Annotated in this window: 19 protein-coding genes; 15 read left to right on the plus strand and 4 right to left on the minus strand. The window is 63.7% G+C overall.

Annotation, left to right across the window (positions count from 1 at the left end):
* Positions 1-12: 12 nt before the first annotated feature.
* The 15 genes from Q0936_RS10710 to Q0936_RS10780 all read left to right on the plus strand — a co-directional run bounded on the left by Q0936_RS10710 (position 13) and on the right by Q0936_RS10780 (position 13,075).
* Positions 13-1,167, plus strand: a complete 1,155-nt coding sequence (locus tag Q0936_RS10710) for a carbohydrate ABC transporter permease (RefSeq protein ID WP_299293061.1) — start codon at positions 13-15, stop codon at positions 1,165-1,167.
* Positions 1,168-1,293: 126 nt separating this feature from the next.
* The gene (locus Q0936_RS10715) at positions 1,294-1,824 is read left to right on the plus strand and encodes an ester cyclase (protein WP_299146182.1); all 531 of its coding nucleotides are present in this window, start codon (positions 1,294-1,296) and stop codon (positions 1,822-1,824) included.
* 9 nt (positions 1,825-1,833) lie between these two features.
* The gene (hisD, locus tag Q0936_RS10720; protein ID WP_299293063.1) at positions 1,834-3,162 is read left to right on the plus strand and encodes a histidinol dehydrogenase; all 1,329 of its coding nucleotides are present in this window, start codon (positions 1,834-1,836) and stop codon (positions 3,160-3,162) included.
* A 3-nt stretch (positions 3,163-3,165) separates the two neighbouring features.
* A complete protein-coding gene (locus Q0936_RS10725) occupies positions 3,166-4,170 on the plus strand; it encodes an ester cyclase (protein WP_299293065.1) in 1,005 nt (334 codons plus the stop codon).
* On the plus strand, positions 4,167-5,219 hold the full coding sequence (locus Q0936_RS10730; protein ID WP_299293067.1) for an ester cyclase: 1,053 nt from the start codon (positions 4,167-4,169) through the stop codon (positions 5,217-5,219). Before Q0936_RS10725 ends, Q0936_RS10730 begins: the two co-directional genes overlap by 4 nt.
* Positions 5,216-5,977 (plus strand): SDR family oxidoreductase, encoded by a 762-nt coding sequence (locus Q0936_RS10735; protein WP_299293069.1) that lies wholly within the window; start codon positions 5,216-5,218, stop codon positions 5,975-5,977. Before Q0936_RS10730 ends, Q0936_RS10735 begins: the two co-directional genes overlap by 4 nt.
* Positions 5,977-6,996, plus strand: coding sequence for a LacI family DNA-binding transcriptional regulator (locus Q0936_RS10740; protein WP_299293071.1), 1,020 nt, complete (start codon positions 5,977-5,979; stop codon positions 6,994-6,996). The genes Q0936_RS10735 and Q0936_RS10740 overlap by 1 nt, the downstream gene beginning before the upstream one ends.
* The gene (locus tag Q0936_RS10745) at positions 6,993-7,961 is read left to right on the plus strand and encodes a nuclear transport factor 2 family protein (RefSeq protein ID WP_299293073.1); all 969 of its coding nucleotides are present in this window, start codon (positions 6,993-6,995) and stop codon (positions 7,959-7,961) included. The genes Q0936_RS10740 and Q0936_RS10745 overlap by 4 nt, the downstream gene beginning before the upstream one ends.
* Before the next feature lie 42 nt (positions 7,962-8,003).
* Positions 8,004-8,618, plus strand: coding sequence for a pyridoxamine 5'-phosphate oxidase family protein (locus Q0936_RS10750; RefSeq protein WP_299293075.1), 615 nt, complete (start codon positions 8,004-8,006; stop codon positions 8,616-8,618).
* Positions 8,618-9,151, plus strand: coding sequence for a DUF6653 family protein (locus tag Q0936_RS10755; RefSeq protein ID WP_299293077.1), 534 nt, complete (start codon positions 8,618-8,620; stop codon positions 9,149-9,151). The genes Q0936_RS10750 and Q0936_RS10755 overlap by 1 nt, the downstream gene beginning before the upstream one ends.
* Positions 9,148-10,113: a cupin domain-containing protein gene (locus tag Q0936_RS10760; protein WP_299293079.1), complete on the plus strand. Its 966-nt coding sequence runs from the start codon at positions 9,148-9,150 to the stop codon at positions 10,111-10,113. The genes Q0936_RS10755 and Q0936_RS10760 overlap by 4 nt, the downstream gene beginning before the upstream one ends.
* Positions 10,101-10,712, plus strand: coding sequence for a class I SAM-dependent methyltransferase (locus Q0936_RS10765; RefSeq protein ID WP_299293081.1), 612 nt, complete (start codon positions 10,101-10,103; stop codon positions 10,710-10,712). Before Q0936_RS10760 ends, Q0936_RS10765 begins: the two co-directional genes overlap by 13 nt.
* Positions 10,713-10,727: 15 nt before the next feature.
* Positions 10,728-11,852 carry a cobalamin-independent methionine synthase II family protein gene (locus Q0936_RS10770; RefSeq protein WP_299293083.1) on the plus strand — a complete coding sequence of 375 codons (1,125 nt, stop codon included), beginning with the start codon at positions 10,728-10,730 and terminating at the stop codon, positions 11,850-11,852.
* Positions 11,853-11,855: 3 nt separating this feature from the next.
* Complete coding sequence (locus Q0936_RS10775; protein WP_299293085.1) at positions 11,856-12,548, plus strand: RraA family protein; 693 nt, start codon at positions 11,856-11,858, stop codon at positions 12,546-12,548.
* Positions 12,545-13,075, plus strand: a complete 531-nt coding sequence (locus Q0936_RS10780) for a CIA30 family protein (RefSeq protein WP_363323270.1) — start codon at positions 12,545-12,547, stop codon at positions 13,073-13,075. Before Q0936_RS10775 ends, Q0936_RS10780 begins: the two co-directional genes overlap by 4 nt.
* Here the strand turns inward: Q0936_RS10780 and Q0936_RS10785 are convergent.
* The 4 genes from Q0936_RS10785 to Q0936_RS10800 form a co-directional block, all read right to left on the minus strand.
* Positions 13,072-14,304, minus strand: coding sequence for a mandelate racemase/muconate lactonizing enzyme family protein (locus tag Q0936_RS10785; RefSeq protein ID WP_299293087.1), 1,233 nt, complete (start codon positions 14,302-14,304; stop codon positions 13,072-13,074). The genes Q0936_RS10780 and Q0936_RS10785 overlap by 4 nt on opposite strands.
* A 66-nt stretch (positions 14,305-14,370) precedes the next feature.
* Positions 14,371-15,462, minus strand: a complete 1,092-nt coding sequence (locus Q0936_RS10790; protein WP_299293089.1) for a Zn-dependent alcohol dehydrogenase — start codon at positions 15,460-15,462, stop codon at positions 14,371-14,373.
* A gap of 109 nt (positions 15,463-15,571) precedes the next feature.
* The gene (locus Q0936_RS10795; RefSeq protein ID WP_299293091.1) at positions 15,572-16,801 is read right to left on the minus strand and encodes a TCR/Tet family MFS transporter; all 1,230 of its coding nucleotides are present in this window, start codon (positions 16,799-16,801) and stop codon (positions 15,572-15,574) included.
* A complete protein-coding gene (locus Q0936_RS10800; protein WP_299293093.1) occupies positions 16,798-18,120 on the minus strand; it encodes a lyase family protein in 1,323 nt (440 codons plus the stop codon). Before Q0936_RS10800 ends, Q0936_RS10795 begins: the two co-directional genes overlap by 4 nt.
* Position 18,121 lies beyond the last annotated feature (1 nt).

An 18,121-nucleotide genomic window follows, 5' to 3' on the forward strand; every position in this document is an offset into this window, starting at 1 on the left:
GGAGCGTTGACCATGTCGAGTAAAGCCACCGCACAGCCATTGTCGCTGAAAATTGCATCCGGCGCGTTTCTCGCCTTTTGGTGCGTGCTTGCGGCCTTTCCCATCGTGTGGATTGCCGTGATGAGTGTGAAATCCCCGCGCGACGCCTTTGCGGCCAGCGCGTGGGATGTGATCACCGGGCCAGCCACGCGCGCAGCGGGCAACGGGCTAAGTGTTCTGGACATCATTGTCGGGCTCGCGTTCCTCTACTTTGCGATCCGCTGGGCCTTTACCCGCCTGCCGGGGCTGGTCGCGCGCTTTGCGCCGCCCGGACTGATCGTGCTGGGGTGGCTGGTGGGGGCCGCGGCCTATGGCCTGGTGTTTGTGCTGCTGTTCTTTGGCGTGCTGCCTGCCGTGATGGACGTCATCAATGGCATCGCGGGGCCGCTGGGCACGCCCGTGCTGGGCCTTACGACTGAACACTATGTCGCCGTTTGGGGTGAGAACCAGTTTTACCGCAACTTCATGAACTCGATGATCGTGACGGCGGGTGTTGTGACCATCTCGCTCACCGTGGGGACGCTGGCGGGCTACGGTCTGGCGCGGTCCGGGTCGAACCTCGCGTTCTGGCTGCTGATCCTCGCGCTTGTGTTCCGCGCACTGCCGCACTCGGTGCTGGTGGCGGGCTATCTGCCGTGGTTCATCAACTCGGCTGAAATCCTGCGCCCGATCTTCGGTGAACTGTCGCCGACACTCTATGGTCAGCCCTGGGCGGTGATTGCCGTGCTGGTGTCGATCAACCAGCCCTTTACGATCTGGATGCTGCGGTCGTTCTTTCAGAACATCCCGGCTGAACTGGATGAGGCCGCGCGCGTCGATGGCTGTTCGCACTTTCAGGCTTTCCGCCGGGTGATCATGCCGGTCATGTGGCCGGGGGTGATCACAACGGGGCTCTTTTCCTTCCTGTTGGGGTATAACGATTTCCTTGTGACGTCGCTGTTGCTGGATGCGCAGAACCAGACGATGGTTCCGGCCATTGCAGGGTACTTCAACCGTGAAACCACCACGACCGATCAGGTCGAAGCGGTGGCGGCGGCGGTGTCGATCACAGCACCCCTGTTCCTGCTCGTGATGGTGTTCCAGCGCCAGATCGTCAGCGGCCTGACCGCCGGCGCGGTCAAGGGCTGATGAGCAGCGCGTCACGATCCGGCCGGATGCAGCGGCATCCGGCATTGAACCGGATGCCTCGGGATTTCATCTGCATCTGCGTTGCTTCGCCAACGCAGATGACATTCCAGATGAAAGGATGATCCCATGAAAGGATCCCGACCCGAACAAGCGGTTCTGACCCGCGACACCGACATGACCAAGACCGACGCCACCCGCGCGGTGATCGAAGGCATGGTCGACGGACTGAATGACCACCGTATTGACGACATTGGCCAGTTCTTTGCCCAATCCTTCCGCTGGATGGGCAACACCGGCTGCGGCACCAAGACGGGGCTGCAAGAGTTCCAGGACAATTGGCAGCGCCCCTTTCAGGCGGCGTTTTCCGACAAGGTCTGCGTGGACGAGGCGCGCCTTTACATGGGCGAGTGGGCCGCGGCCTTTGGCCGTCAGGAGGCCACGCATTCCGGCACATTCATGGGCATCGCGCCCACCGGCAAGCGGATCGAGATCCGCTACATGGACTTTTGGAAAGTCGAAGAGGACCGCATCACCGACAACTACGTGATGGTCGATTTTCCCCACGTGCTCGCCCAGCTGGGGCGGGACGTTTTTGATGGCGAGGGCTGGGAGGCCTTCGATCGCGGCGAGAAGACCCCGCCGCGTCCCGATAACTGAGGTGACGAGATGACAATTGAGTATTTGAAGCGCGGCAAGCCAGAGGCGGAGCGGGCCGAAGACGACGCCAAGACACGGGCCATCGTCGAGGCAACGCTTGCCGATATCGAGGCGCGCGGCGACGCGGCGGTGCGCGATCTGTCGGAGAAATTCGACAGCTACAGCCCCGACAGCTTTCGGCTGAGCCTCGCGGAAATCGAGGCGCTGATCGACGAGCTGACCCCGCGCGAGCTGGAGGATATCAAGTTCGCGCAACAGCAGGTGCGCGACTTTGCGCAGGCGCAGCGCGACTCGATGCTGGATATCGAGGTTGAGACGATGCCGGGTGTGATCCTTGGGCACAAGAACATCCCCGTGCAGTCCGTGGGCTGCTACGTGCCGGGGGGCAAGTTCCCCATGGTCGCCAGCGCCCACATGTCCGTCGCCACCGCATCCGTCGCGGGTGTCCCGCGCATCATCGCCTGCACGCCGCCCTGGCAGGGCAAGCCCAACGCGGCGGTGATCGCCGCCATGCACCTCGGTGGCGCGCATGAGATTTACGTGATGGGCGGCATTCAGGCCGTGGGGGCCATGGCCATCGGCACCGAGACGATTGACCCCGTGCACATGCTTGTGGGGCCCGGCAACGCCTTTGTCGCCGAGGCCAAGCGCCAGCTGTTTGGTCGCGTGGGCATCGACCTCTTTGCCGGCCCCACCGAGACGATGGTGATCGCGGACGACACGGTGGACGCCGAGATGTGCGCCACCGATCTGCTGGGACAGGCCGAGCACGGTTACAACTCACCCGCCGTCCTGCTGACCAATTCGCGCAAGCTGGCCGATGACACGGCGGCAGAGATCGAGCGCATCCTGACCATCCTGCCCACCGCCGACACAGCGCGCAAAAGCTGGGAGGACTATGGCGAGATCATCCTGTGCGACACCTATGACGAAATGCTGGCCGTGGCGGATGATGTCGCCTCCGAGCACGTACAGGTGATGACCGACCGCGACGACTGGTTCCTGGAGCACATGACCTGCTACGGCGCGCTGTTCCTTGGACCGCGCACCAATGTTGCCAATGGGGACAAGGTGATCGGCACCAACCACACCCTGCCCACCAAGAAGGCGGGGCGCTATACGGGCGGTCTGTGGGTTGGCAAATACCTCAAGACACACAGCTATCAAAAGGTCACCACCGACGAGGCTGCCGCCGAGATCGGGGCCTATGGCTCGCGGCTGTGCATGCTCGAAGGGTTCGTGGGCCACGCCGAACAGTGCAACCTGCGGGTCCGGCGCTATGGCGGCATCAATGTCCCTTACGGTGAGGGCGCGCCTGCGCGCGACGCCGCGGAGTAGCCAGTGATCGACCAGAACCAACGCAACAAGGCCACGGCGCTGACGCTGTGGTCTGCGCTTGACCGCGCCCCGGCAGAGGCGGTGCCGCTGCTGGATCATGTGCAGCACTGGCAGGGGCCTGCGCCCATTGGCGTGCAGACCTCGGGCGCCGATGTGGTCACAGCCCTTTTTGCACCGCTGCGCGATGCGGTGCCGAACCTGCGCCGCCAGACACATATCTTTATGGCTGGAACATCGTCGGCCAATGAAAACGGGCAAGGCGACGGCGCGTCCTGGGTGGCCGGTACGGGTTACTACACCGGGCGGGCAGTGCAGTCGGTCTTTGGCATCCCGGCCACCGGGCATGATCTGCGGGTGCGCTGGGGCGAGTTCCTGCGCTTTGACGACCAGGGCCGGATCACGCACGCGCAGACCATTTGGGATTTTGTCGACTGGTTCGACCAGATCGGTCTGCCGGTCCTGCCAAAGCCACGCGGGGCCGCACATGTGTATCCCGCGCCCACGGCCTATGACGGCGTCCTCACTGATCCGGGCGATGACCAAGCTTCGGCGGACACGATGCAACTGGGTCGCGGACTGATCTTTGGCGGGCTCAACAGTTTTGACACGACGGACCTGTCCAGCATGGGCATGGCGCGGTTCTTTCATCCCAACGTCAAATGGTACGGGCCGGGTGGCATCGGGGCGTGCCTGTCCCTGAGCGAGTTCGAGACGCTGCACCAGCAGCCATGGCTTGTCGCCTTTCCGGACCGCAAGGTGATGCATCTTGAAAGCCTGTTTGCCGAGGACCGAATGCTGGCGGCATCCGGGCCGCGCGGCGTGGTTGGCACACATGGCGGCACCTATCTGGGCCATGCGGCTACAGGTGCGCCGATTGAGGTGTCCGGCCTTGATTTCTGGCTGCGCACGGATGGGCAATTCACGGAAAACTGGGTCTTTGTGGACATGGTGCATCTGTTCGAACAAATGGGTGTCGACCTGTTTGCGCGCATGCGGGATCAGCTATGACCATGGACATTCCCACAGCAAACAAGGCGCTGATCGCGCCGTTTCGGGCCGCACTCTATGACGGTGACCTCGCAGAAGCGCGGCGGTGTTTGCACGCGATTTGCGCGCCGGACGTGGTGTTCCGGCTCGCCTTTCCTTTTGAGAGCACGCAGGGCGTTGATGCATTTGTTGACAAGGTCTTTGTGCCGCTGGCGCGCGCGTGGCCTGACATGGAGCGCCGCGATCACATCGTGATGGCAGGCCCCACGCCCGAAGGTGCGGATTGGGTGGGCTGCGGTGGCTATTACACCGCGACCGCAACCGCGCCCTGGCTGGACATTCCCGCCACGGGCCACATCGTGCACATGCGGTTCCACGAATTCTACCGCGTGGCGGACGGTAAGGTCACCGAGATGCAGGCGCTGTGGGACATCCCCGAAGTGATGATGCAGGCCGGTTCCTGGCCCATGGTGCCATCGCTTGGCCGCGAGTGGCACGTTCCGGGGCCAGCAACCTGTGATGGGCTGGTGCCGGGGCCTCATGATCCGCAGGCAAGTGCCGCGTCCTGTCTGCACATCATCGACATGCTGGCACATCTCAAGAAACACCCCAGTCAGGGCGGCCCCGAAGTGATGGAGATGGAACGGTTCTGGCATCCGAAGATGATGTGGTACGGCCCCAGCGGCATCGGGTCCGGGCGCGGCATCGCGGGTTTTCGCAACTGGCACCAGATCCCGTTTCTGAACGGCATGCCGGACCGGGGACAATATGTGGACGAGATAGTCTATCATTTCTTCGGTGACGGACCCTATGCTGCGGTCACGGGCTGGCCGGACATGTACCAGACGATCACGCATGGCGGTTGGCTTGGCCTGCCGCCCACCAACACACGGGTGGAAATGCGGTCTCTGGACTTTTGGCGGCTGGAAAATGGACGGATACGGGAGAATTGGGTGATGGTGGATATGTTGCAGATGTATGACCAGATCGGGGTCGACGTGCTGGCGCGGATGCGCGAGTTCAACAAGGCGCGGGTGGGCTTTGACCCCGAGACAGGACGTGCGGCATGACCGATCTGCCCCGCACTCCGTCCTTTGATCTTTCCGGCAAACGGGCACTGGTCACTGGCGCGTCTTCTGGCATTGGCCTTGGCTGTGCCGTGGCGCTGGCCGAAGCGGGCGCGCACGTGGTGTGTGCCGCACGGCGGGCCGACGCGCTGGCCGAAGTTGTGGATGCCATGACCACACAAGGATGGAGCGCCGAAGCCATGCCGCTGGATGCGTCCGACATCGACGCTGTGAACGCGGCCTTTGAACAGCCCTTTGACATCGTTTTGAACTCTGCCGGTCTGGCCCGCCACGGCCCGTCGATGGACACACAGCCCGAGGATTTCGACGCCGTTGTCGCGATCAACCTCAAGGGGGCTTATTTTCTGTCCACCGCGGCTGCGCGCGCGCTGACCAAGGCGGGCAAAGGTGGGTCCATCATCCACATCTCGTCCCAGATGGGTCATGTGGGCGGGATCGACCGCGCCGTCTATTGCGCCACGAAACATGGCGTCGAGGGCATGGTAAAGGCCATGGCCATCGAGTGGGGCAAGGCGAGCGTACGCATCAACACGGTCTGCCCGACCTTTGTGCGCACGGCGTTCACGGAAAAGTCGTTTGAAGACCCGGAGCGTTACGCCTGGATCATGGACAAGATCAAACTGCCCCGCGTGGCCGAGGTCGAAGACATCATGGGCGCGGTCCTGTTTCTGGCGTCTGATGCGTCGGCGATGGTGACGGGCACGTCGATGCTGATCGACGGAGGCTGGACAGCGGACTGATGCCGGACAAGGTGACAGCACTGGACGTGGCGGAACGCGCCGGGGTATCCCGGTCTGCGGTCAGCCGGGTGTTCACGCCCGGTGCGTCCGTGTCCAAGCGCACGGCGGACAAGGTGCGGCAGGCGGCGGATGCGCTGGGCTACCGGCCCAACGTGTTGGCGCGCAGTCTGATCACCGGGCGCAGCCGCATCATCGGTTTGGTTGTGGCCTATCTGGAGAACCACTTTTACCCCGAAGCCATCGAACGGCTGAGCCGCAAGTTGCAGGAACAGGGCTATCACGTGCTGGTTTTCCTGTCGTCCAACTCGGGCGAAGAGGCCGACGAGGTGATGGAGGAACTGCTAGACTATCAGGTTGATGGCATCATCGCCGCCAGCGTCGGCATGTCCAATGACCTGACGCAACGGTGCGAGGCGGCGGGAATCCCGATTGTCCTGTTCAACCGGGCGCAGGATGACGACCGGCTGTCTTCGGTCACGTCCGATAACTATCACGGTGGCCGCAAGCTGGCCGAGTTTCTGGTGGCGGGCGGCTATACCCGCATCGCCCATATCGCGGGATGGGAGGGCGCCTCGACCCAGCGCGACCGCGAGGCGGGCTTTGTCGCGGGGCTGAATGCGGCGGGACAGGCCCTGTACGCGCGGGGCGTGAGTGACTTCAAATTTGACCAAGCCAAGGCCGTCGCCCGCGAGATGTTCGCCGGACCGGACCGCCCGGATGCGGTGTTTTGCGCCAATGACCACATGGCCTTTGCCGTGATGGATGTGCTGCGGTTTGAACTGGGCCTGAAGGTGCCGGGCGACGTGTCGGTTGTGGGCTATGACGACGTCACGCTGGCGGCCTGGCCGTCCTATGACCTGACGACCGTGCGCCAGCCTGCGGGCCAGATGGCCGATGCCACGGTCGAGATATTGATGGATCGCCTGAACGATCCCGAAACCAAACCCCGCCGCGTCGCGCTGGATGGACCGCTGGTCCTGCGCGGATCGGCCCGCATACCCAAAGGATGGACCTCATGAAGGGTTTTTCGAACCGGTGGAAAGACTTCCCCGACTATATCATCGGCATCACCAAGGAGATCTGGGAAGATCGCGGCATCGCGACTCTGCATCACTACTACAGCCCGGACATCGTTGTGCGGTCGCCGGGGTCGGTGGTCATCGGCAATGAAAAGGTCATCGGGGCGACCATGGCCACGCTCGCCGAGTTCCCGGACCGGACGCTGTTGGGTGAGGACGTGATCTGGAGCGGGACACCGGAGGAGGGGATGCTGTCGTCGCACCGCATCCTGTCGACGGCGACGCACACGGCGGATGGTGTTTATGGGCCTGCGTCGGGCAAGCGGTTGCAGTACCGGATCATCGCGGATTGTCACGCCATCAACGACCAGATCAACGACGAGTGGTTGATCCGGGATCAGACGGCCATCGTGAACCAGATCGGCTGGGAGGCCAAGGCCTATGCCGCCGACCTGATCGCACGCGAGGGCGGGATGGAACAGGCGGTGCGCCCGCTGACCCCGGCAACGGATCAGCCCGGCCCCTACAAAGGGCGCGGCAATGACAACGCGTGGGGTGCCCAATATGCGGACATCCTGACCCGCATCATGGGGGCCGACATGGCAGCGATCCCGGCAGCCTATGACCGTGCGGTGCAGTCGGAGTATCCCGGTGGTGTGACGGGCCACGGCACTGGACCGGTCGACCGGTTCTGGATGGGGCTGCGGGCATCGTTCCCGGATGCGACGTTTACCATCGACCACCAGATCGGGCGCGATGACGACGCAATGCCGCCGCGCGCCGCGATCCGTTGGGCGTTGCATGGCAAGCACGACGGTTGGGGCTATTTCGGCGCACCCACGGGGGCCGAAGTCTATGTGCTGGGGATCAGCCATGCCGAGTTTGGCCCATGGGGCCTGCGTCGGGAATATGCGCTCTTTGATGAGACGGCGATCTGGAAGCAGATCCTGCTCCAGACCGGTTAGGGTTGGATATGCATATTTTTGGAACAATGAAGGTCTCGCGCGATGCAACGCTATGATCATCTGATGTTCACGGATGCGGTACGGGCGTTGCAGTCGGTGGACGGGTCTGCGGACATGTACGCCAACAGTTATGGCGCGCGCACCCATGCCCTGAACGCGGATGAGGTGGCCTTTGTCGCGTCGCGCACGTCGTTTTACATGGCGACGGTGTCGGCGACGGGCTGGCCCTACATCCAGCACCGGGGCGGGCCTGCGGGGTTTCTCAGGGTGCTGGATGATCACACGCTGGCGTTTGCGGACTATCGCGGCAACCGACAGCATATCTCTGAGGGCAATCTGGCGGGTGACGACAGGGTCTCGCTGTTCCTGATGGACTATCCGCGCAAGGCGCGGCTGAAGCTGCAGGGGCGGGCCGCTGTGCGCGCGGCGTCGGATGATGCCGCATTGGCCAGCCAGTTGGCCGTTGAGGGGCAGGGCCGGGTTGAGCGGGTTGTGACCATCGCGCTTGAGGCGTTTGACTGGAATTGCCCGCAGTTCATCACGCCGCGTTTCGATGCAGCCGAGATTGCGCAGTTGGTCGGACCCGAAATGGACAAGCTGAACGCGCGCATTTCTGCACTTGAGGCTGAGAACGCCGCGCTGAGGGTTCGTTCCTGATGGACATCTACCGTGCCGCCGAACGTCTGATGGGGATGCGCGATGCCGATTGGCGCCGTCACGCGAACCCGGTCAGCGTGTGGACGCGGTTTTCCTGTTTGCCGCTGATCGTGCTGGCCATCTATGCGCGCCAGTGGATCGGCTGGTGGGCAGTGCCATGTGTTGTTCTCGCCTGCTTCTGGACATGGGTGAACCCGCGTGCCTTTCCATCGCCCGCTGACTTTGGGTCATGGGGCGCGCGCGGAACCCTGGGGGAGCGGGTGTTTCTGGCCCGTGACCAATATGATCTGAACCCGCAACACATTCGGGTGGCCCACGTGTTGACCGGTCTGTCGGTGCTGGGACTGGGGCCGCTGGTCTATGGGCTGATTGCGTTGAACCCCTGGGCCACTTTGCTGGGCCTTGTGGCCATCATCCTGCCAAAGGTCTGGTTCGTGGACCGCATGGTCTGGCTCCACGCCGACGTGACACACACCATTCCGGGCCAAGCGTTGCCCGACCCCACACTTCCACATGAAAGGATCCCCCAATGACCCCCGCCGAGATGGAGCCGCGCATCGTGCGTTACGGTGACCTGATGCCCTGCAAGACTGCGTTTATCGACGCGCATACGCCGGGGTCGGACCAAAAGGAAAACTTTACCATCATCGGCGGTGGTGTGTCGGAATCCCCAGATCAGCACGTGCATATCGGCATCCCGCACGGGTTCAACATCGGTGCGGCGGGGCAACCGCCGAAGTGCCGGAACTCACTGCACAGTCACCGCACGGCCGAGGTGTTCTTTGTCCTGTCGGGGCGCTGGCGGTTTTTCTGGGGCCGTTGGGGGGATGCAGGCGAGGTCGTGTTGGAAGAGGGCGATATCATCAACATTCCCACCGGCATTTTCCGTGGGTTCGAGAACATTGGCACCGACTATGGGATGATCATGGCAATCCTTGGTGGGGACGACGCGGGTGGTGGCGTGATCTGGGCGCCGCAGGTGATCGAGGATGCAACGGCGCATGGCCTCGTTCTGGGCGACAACGGCAGCCTCTATGACACCAAACAGGGTCAAAGCCTGCCTGATGGCGTTGCGCCGATGACAGTGCTGACGGATGAAGAGCTGCAAGCCTATCCCGAGATGTCCCCGATGCAGGTCGTGGGCATGGGCGTGCGCCGTTATTGGGACATGGTGGCGCTTGCGCAACACGCGCCATGCAAGGTGATTGGTGAGAGGGGCATCATCCGGGATAAACCGGGCTTTGAGGTGGATCTCATCACCCGCAGCAGCGCGTCTGACGAGATGCACAGCCATGACCGCCCCTCTGTTCTGATGCCGATGCGCGGTCATTGGCGGGTCACATGGGAGGGCGGTACCACCACGCTGGCGCCGGGTGACACGATGAGTGTGCCGGAAAACATGCCCCACAGCGCGGTGCCGTCGATGACAGGCGAGGCGTCGCTGTATCACATCGTTGGCACGGATGATCCCGCAGGGCCCACATGGCAGGGGTAGACGCCTCTCCGGATGACACGCAGCAGGTCTATGAGCGCCAGGCCGAAGCCTTTGATGCGGGCCGGTCACGCGCGCTGTTCGAGGCGCGGTGGTTGGCGCGGTTCACGGCCTGCCTGCCTGCGGGCGCGCGGGTGCTGGACCTGGGCTGTGGCAGTGGTGATCCCATCGCGCGGTGGTTCATTGCCGAAGGGTTCCGCGTCACCGGTGTCGATTTTGTGCAGCCGATGCTGGACCTTGCCCGTGGGCGGTGGCCCGAGGGGGATTGGCGTTTGGGCGACATGCGCACGCTTGATCTGCCGGACCGGTTTGAAGGCATCGTTGCGTGGAACAGCTTCTTTCACCTGCGGCCCGATGAACAGCGCACCTGCATTGCCCACATGGCCCGACACCTTGTGCCGGGCGGCTCACTGCTGCTAACCGTGGGGCCAAAGGCGGGCGAAGTATCCGGCACCGTAGGGGGAGAGCCCGTGTATCACGCTTCTCTGTCGCCTGCGGGCTATGCCACCTGCCTCGAAGAGCACGGCCTGCGCCTGACCGGGTTTCTGGCCGAAGACCCGGACACCGACAAGGCCAGCGTGCTGATGGCGCGCAAAGACTAATTCAGGAGACATCCATTGCCCGTTCTGACAACCCATGCCGGCAGCCTTCCCCGCACCCAGGAGGTCGTCGATTTCATTTTCGCCCGCGAGCGGCAAGAGGACTATGACGCGGCCGCATTTGACGCGGCGATGACCGAAGCCGTGGATGCCACGGTGGCCCGTCAGGCCGCTGTTGGTGTGGACATTGTCAGCGACGGCGAGACGTCCAAGATCAGCTATGCCACCTACGTCAAGGATCGCTATACCGGATTCTCCGGCGACAGCCCGCGCAACGCGCCTGCCGATCTGAAACAGTTTCCCACGTTCCTCAAACGTCTGGCCGATGCCGGTGGCACACCGCAATACGCACGCCCCATGTGCACCGGCGAGGTGCGCAGTAAGGGGCAGGGCGAGCTGCAAAAGGACATCGCCAACCTCAAGGCCGCCATGGCGAAGCATGGGGTCGAGCGTGGTTTCATGAATGCAGCGTCACCCGGCGTGATCTCGCTCTTTCTGCAGAACGATTTCTATCCCACACGCGACGCCTATCTGGCGGCACTCGCTGATGCGATGAAAGAGGAATACGAGACCATCGTGGCCGCCGGTCTCGATCTGCAACTCGATTGCCCGGACCTCGCCCTCAGCCGTCACATGCTTTTTGCGGATCTGTCGGATGCGGAGTTCGTCAAGATCGCGGATGCCCATGTCGAGGCGATGAACCATGCGCTGTCGAATGTGCCGCAGGACCGGGTGCGGGTCCACATCTGCTGGGGCAACTACGAGGGTCCGCACACCTGCGACATCGACATGGCGACCGTGTTCCCGACCCTGATGTCGACCAAGGCGCAGTACCTGCTGTTCGAGACGTCGAACCCGCGCCATGCGCATGAATGGACGGTGTTCCGCGACCGCAAATCCGAGATCCCCGATGACAAGGTGCTGGTGCCGGGTGTGGTGGACACCACCACCAACTTTGTCGAACACCCCGACGTTGTGACCCAGCGGGTCGACCGGTTTGCCGACATCGTCGGCGCGGACCGCGTGATCGCGGGCAGCGATTGCGGGTTCGGCACCTTTGCGGGCTTTGGGTCGGTCGACCCCGAGATCGCCTATGCGAAACTGAGCGTGATGGCCGAAGGCGCCGCACGGGCCAAGGGGTAGACCATGGATGCCGCCCTGCATGACCTGCTGAAATCGGTCGACACACCCACCGTCTGCAACGCCATCGAAGTGGCACAGGGCAAGCGTGGGTTCAACGGCTTTACCCGTGGCACGATGCTGGCCTCTGACCCGGACGGCGTGATGGTCGGCTATGCCCGCACCGCGCGCATCCGCGCCGTGGCCCCGCCGACCGAGGCACCAGAGGTGATCAAGGCGCGGCGCATGGCCTACTACAAATACATGTCCGAGGGGGACCGTCCGTCGGTCTGCGTGGTGCAGGATCTGGACGTGCCGAACGCCATCGGTGCCTATTGGGGTGAGGTGAACACCAACATCCACAAGGCATTTGGCCTGTCCGGAACGCTGACCGACGGGGTGATGCGCGATCTGGGCGACGTGGCCGAGGGGTATCCTGTGGTCGCGGGGTCCGTTGGGCCAAGCCACGGATTTGTGCATGTGGTGGACTACGACACGCCTGTGCGCATCCACGGCCTCGACATCCGACCCGGTGATCTGGTCCACGCGGACGGCCATGGTGCCGTTGTGGTGCCCGAGGATGTGATTGCGGGCCTTGCCGATGCCATCGCAACCCTCATGCGCTCCGAGGCCATCGTGTTCGACGGGGTCAAGGGCAAGCGCGTGACCTTCGACGAGTTCGAAAGCATCTGGGCCGCGTTCGAGGCCGCGCGCACGTGACCCGCTGGGCAGCGGCGCTGATGCTGCTATGTCTGCCTTCTATGTTGATGGGGCAGACGATGGAACTGGAACCCGACTGGGAATATGTGGCCGACACGGTCATGGGCGGCGTCTCGCAAGGTGCTGCGCGCCTTGAGACGGTGGACGGGCGGCAGGCCACACGCCTGACCGGTACGGTGTCGCTCGACAACAATGGTGGCTTTGTCCAGATCGCGTTTGATCTGGCGGGTGGCGCGGTGTTCGATGCGTCCGGCTATACCGGCATCGCCCTCGATCTGCGCGGCAACGGTGCGGACTATGACATCCGCTTGCGCACCGATGCGCTGACCCGGTCCTGGCAATCCTTTCGCACCAGCGTGACGGTGCCGCCCGCGTGGACAACGCTGCGCCTGCCGTTTGACAGCTTTGTGCCACACCGCACCGACGCCACATTCGATCCGTCCCGCCTGCGCCGCATCGGTATCCTCGCCATCGGCCGCGAGATGCAGGCCGACATCGCCGTGTCTGGCGTGCGCCTTTACCGCTAGTCGCGCGGCGCGGGTGCGCCTCCTTCGAAATTGTTGCCATTGGCGTAGTCGCAGGGCGGCTCCTGCATCTGCAAATGCAGCCCGTCCCCGGTAAAGGGATGCGCGCGCGCCAGATCCTCGTCCACCTCGATGCCCAGACCGGGCGTATTGGGCGGCGTTATGAACCCGTCCTCGACCCGAATGCTGCCCTTGATGAGCTGATCATGGAACGGTGTCTCGATTGTCTCGCACATCAGGATGTTCGGGATCGAGGCCGCCAGATGGATGTTCGCGGCCCACTCCACCGGCCCGGCATAAAGATGCGGCGCCATCTGCGCGTTATAGACCTCAGCAATGGCGGCGACCTTCTTCATCTCCCAGATGCCACCGGCCCGGCCCAGTGCGGGCTGCACGATGGACGCCGCCCCGCTGCGCAGCACAGGCGCAAACTCGGCCTTGGTCGTCAGCCGCTCGCCCGTGGCCACAGGGATGCGCACCGCGCGCGCCACCTTGGCCATCTCTTCGACCGCATCCGGCGGAATGGGCTCCTCGAACCACAAAGGGCTGTAGGGTTCCAGCGCCTGTCCCAACCGAATGGCCCCGGCGGTGGTGAACTGCCCGTGCGTGCCAAAGAGCAGATCGGCCCGGTCCCCCACGGCCTCGCGGATCGCCTTGCAGAACGCCACCGACATCGTGATGTCGCGCATCCCCGGCATATGCCCGCCCCGCATCGTATAGGGCCCCGCAGGGTCGAACTTCACCGCGGTATAGCCGCGCGCGACACAGTCCAGCGCCGCCTCTGCCGCCATCTCGGGCGATGTCCAGAACGCATTCAGATCATGGTGCGGCAACGGATAAAGGTAGGTGTACGCCCGAATCCGGTCGTTCATCCGCCCGCCCAGCAGCGCATGCACTGGCCGCCCGTGCGCCTTGCCGAGAATATCCCAACAGGCAATCTCCAACCCAGAAAACGCGCCCATCACCGTCAGGTCGGGCCGCTGCGTGAACCCCGACGAATAGGCGCGGCGGAACATCAGCTCGATGTTTTCCGGGTTCTCACCCGCCATGTGCCGGTCGAACACATCCTCGATCACGCCGCGCATCGCCTCCGGCCCCACCGACGCAGCATAACACTCGCCCCAACCGACAATGCCGTCATCCGTGGTCAGCTTGACCAGGATCCAATAGCGCCCGCCCCAACCCGGCGCAGGCGGAGCGGTCACGATGATATCCAGATCTTTCAATTTCACCGCACAGGCTCCTTCATCTTGCCAAATAAACTCCGGGGGGCCCGAAGGGCGGGGGCTGGCCCCCTCCTACCTGTCAAACAGGATCACGTTTCGCCGCGCCGTGCCGGATTTGGTGTCTTCGATGGCCTCGTTGATCTGATCCAGCGACCAACGGCCCGAAATCAAACTGTCGAGCTGCAACCGCCCCTGTTGGTACAGGTCGACCATCCACGGAATGTCGCGCTGGATCACCACATCCCCCATCTTGGAGCCCACCATGCCCTGACCCGTCGCGGCCAGCATCACCGGTTCGTATTCCGTCATGGCACCCGAATGGGGCATGCCCACCATGATGACTTTGCCGCCCCGGCCCAGGTAACGCGGCGCCTGCTCGTAGGCAGGGATGGCGCCCACAGTGACGATCACCGCCTCGGCCCCCTTGCCCCCAAGCGCCTTGTAGCTGGCCCGCCACGGCGATTTCTGCGTGGCCAGCACGCCGTGTGTCGCACCAAAGGCCTTGGCGTCTTCCAGCTTGTCCTCGGTCATGTCCACGGCCACGATGCGCCGCGCACCGGCAATCCGCGCGCCTTGAATGGCGTTCAGGCCGACGCCGCCCGCACCAATAACCACAACGTCCTGTCCCGCGCGCAACCCGGCCGCATTCACCACCGCGCCCACGCCAGTGATCACACCGCAGGCAATCAACGATGCGGCGTCTTTGGCCATGTCGCCGGGGATTTTGACCAGTTGTTTCTGGTCCACCACAACCTTTTCGGCAAAGGCGCCACAGGCCATGGCCTGATGCAGCTTGGTATCGTCCTTGGTGCGGATCGGTCCCTTGTCGCCGTCATAGGGCGTCTCGCAGATCGTGGGCTTGCCGCCTGCGCAGGACGGGCAGGTGCCACAGGACCTGATCAGCGTCACAACCACGCTGTCGCCGGGCGTCAGCCCGGTCACTCCGGGGCCTACGGCGCTGATGATGCCTGCCGCCTCATGGCCGTAAACCGCAGGCAGGCTGCCGCCCCAGGCCCCGCCCGCATAGGAAATGTCCGAATGACAGATCGCCACGGCGTCCAGTGTCACCTCGACCTCGCCCATGTCGGGCGCACGCAGCAGGATGTCCTCGACGACAAGTGGTGCGCCGAATTCGTGGCACACGGCCGCTTTGATGGTTTGCATATCTGTCCCTTGCCTTGTCTCGTGCGCCATCCCCGTCAGTCGGGCCTGACGGCGCGTTTCCCAGACGGTGACGCAGGACATGCCCATTCGCAAGACGGTTTCCGACCGATTAGGCCTCTGGCGTGTCGCTGACGTTGGGGCCGCGTGGGGTTTTGCCGATGCTCAGAAAGACGGCGAGCGCCAAAGCGACAAGAGCACCCGCCAAAAAGAACGGCGCGCCCGGCAGGTAGATCACCGCCTCGCTGTCCGTGAACGTGTAAAACGCGCTGGTCATCATCAGTGGCGACACAATTGTCGCGAGGGCCGCGATAGAGGTCAGCGTGCCTTGCAATTCGCCCTGTTGATCGTCGCCCACGGCTTTGGACATGATGCCCTGCAGGGCCGGGGTGATGACGGCCGGCAACGCCGCCAAGGGCGTCAGGATCAGCAACCAGGTCCCGGAACTGACCACGCCGATCAAGAGAAACACACCAATGTCCGCAAAATGCCCATAGATCACGGCCCCGCGTTCACCCAGCAGGCGCAGGATGGGGCGGATCAACCCGCCCTGTACGACGGCCATGGCGATCCCGAAGAGGCCCAGCGACAGGCCAACCATACCCGGTGTCCAGTCGAACCGTTCGGCGGTGTAATAGGCCCAGATCGACGGATAGACGACAAAAGCCACCTGATAGATGAAATACACCAGCAACAGGGGGCCAAGACCCGGTAGCCGCCCCAATTGCCAGAACACCCCCAGCGGATTGGCGCGCCACCAGCTCATTGGGCGTCGAATACGTTCATCCACGGTCTCTTTCAGGACGAAATAGCCGAAAATGCCATTGGCGGCGGCCAGCGCGGCGGCGGCATAAAACGGTGCGCGCGTTCCATATTCGGCCAACAACCCACCGACAACGGGACCCAGCACAAACCCCATGCCAAAGGCCGCGCCGATCAGGCCGAAATTCGCGGCCTTTTCGCCCGGTTCCGAGATGTCCGCCATATAGGCATTGGCCGTGGATTGGGTGGCCGCAGTGATGCCGCCCACCACACGCCCAAGGATCAGCAGCCAGATAGACCCGGCCACCGCCATCACAAGATAGTCGGCGCACAGCACCACCAGCGAGATCAACAGGATCGGCCGCCGCCCGAACCGATCCGACAACGCCCCCAGCAGCGGGCTGAAAAGGAACTGCATCGCCGCAAAGATGGTCGACAGAATACCACCCCAAAGCGCAGCCGTCCCCAGACCCGCGCCTTGGACCTCTTGGATCAGGTCGGGCATCACCGGCACGATCAAACCGATGCCCATGGCGTCGATCATCACCGTCAACAGGATGAAAAGGACCGGCAGCCTCACAGCGCGGCAACTGCGCGGGCAAAGGCGCGCGCGTCGTTGGGCGCGTGGCCCATCTGGTCCGTGGCCTCAAACAGCGACGCAGGCAGATCGGAATATGTGGTCCGGGCGACGGTCGACAGGGGCAGGCCCTGCGCAATGGCCTCTGTCACCAGTGCTTTGGTTGCGGCTTGGGCGTCCGGGCGTGACATTCTGGATGCCAGCGCAAAGCTCAGCGGTTCGGCATAGATCAGTCCCGCACCTCCCAGATGTTCGCGCATCCGCGCAGGAACCGGTGCGATGTTCGGGGCGAGGGTCGCAGCTGTCTCAACGGCACTCGCGGCACAAAGGGCGATTTGCGGCACCACCATCCATTCGGTGAACCACGCCGCCCCGTCGCGTTGATACTGATGTGGTGCGGCCTGTTGCAGCGTCGCCTGAAGCCCGGTCATGTGGTTGTTCAACGCGACAAGGACCGATGGCGCCACGGGGTTTTGCTTTTGCGGCATGGTTGATGAGCCACCGGCGGTGCCCAACGTCACCTCGCCCGCGTCCGATGACACATGTCCAATCAGACCCTGACCCATCGCGGCCAAAGCGGCCACGACCTGCGCCATCCAACTTGCGATCTTTAGGATGGGCGTGCGGTCGGTGTGCCAACTGCGCCCCGGATCCTTCAGGTTCAATGCCTCTGCCAATGCGGCACGTGTGGCCGGTGCGTCCGCGCCAAGGGCGGCACTGGTGCCTGCCGCACCACCCAGGGATACCCACAACGCCCCGGCGCGCACTTGGTCAAGCTGGCCCAACGCCTCAAGCAACGGTGCGCCCCATTGCGCCAGAACCGCGCCCCAGGATGTGACGGTCGCGTGTTGCCCATAGGTTCGCGCGGCCATGGGGGTCTCTGCGTGCGCTTCGGCGGCGTTGCCCAGATGCTGCAACAGCGCGCCCAAGCGGGCCTCGATCGCGGCCAGGGTCTGACGCATGCGCAGCATCAGGCCAGTGTCGATGATGTCCTGACTTGTCGCCCCCCAATGGGCGAATTGCGCGTGTTCCGGCGCCTCCATCGCGGTGCGAAAGGCCGTCACGAGGCCCGGAACGGCGACACCGTTGCGCGCGGCATCGCGTGCCAGACCCGCCGGGTCGATCTGCACCTCGAGGCTGGACCGGTGAATAAAGGCGGCGCTCAGTTCGGGGATGACACCTTGGGCGCCCTGCACCTTGGCCAGCGCCCCTTCGACGAGCAGCATCGCGCGCACTTCGGCGCTGTCGGACCACAGGCGTCCAACCTCACCCGTGGCAAAGAGCGGCCCATAAAGAGCCGACGAAAACACGCTCGCCGCCATG

It is taken from the genome of uncultured Tateyamaria sp., assembly GCF_947488715.1.
Classification (GTDB): Bacteria; Pseudomonadota; Alphaproteobacteria; order Rhodobacterales; family Rhodobacteraceae; genus Tateyamaria.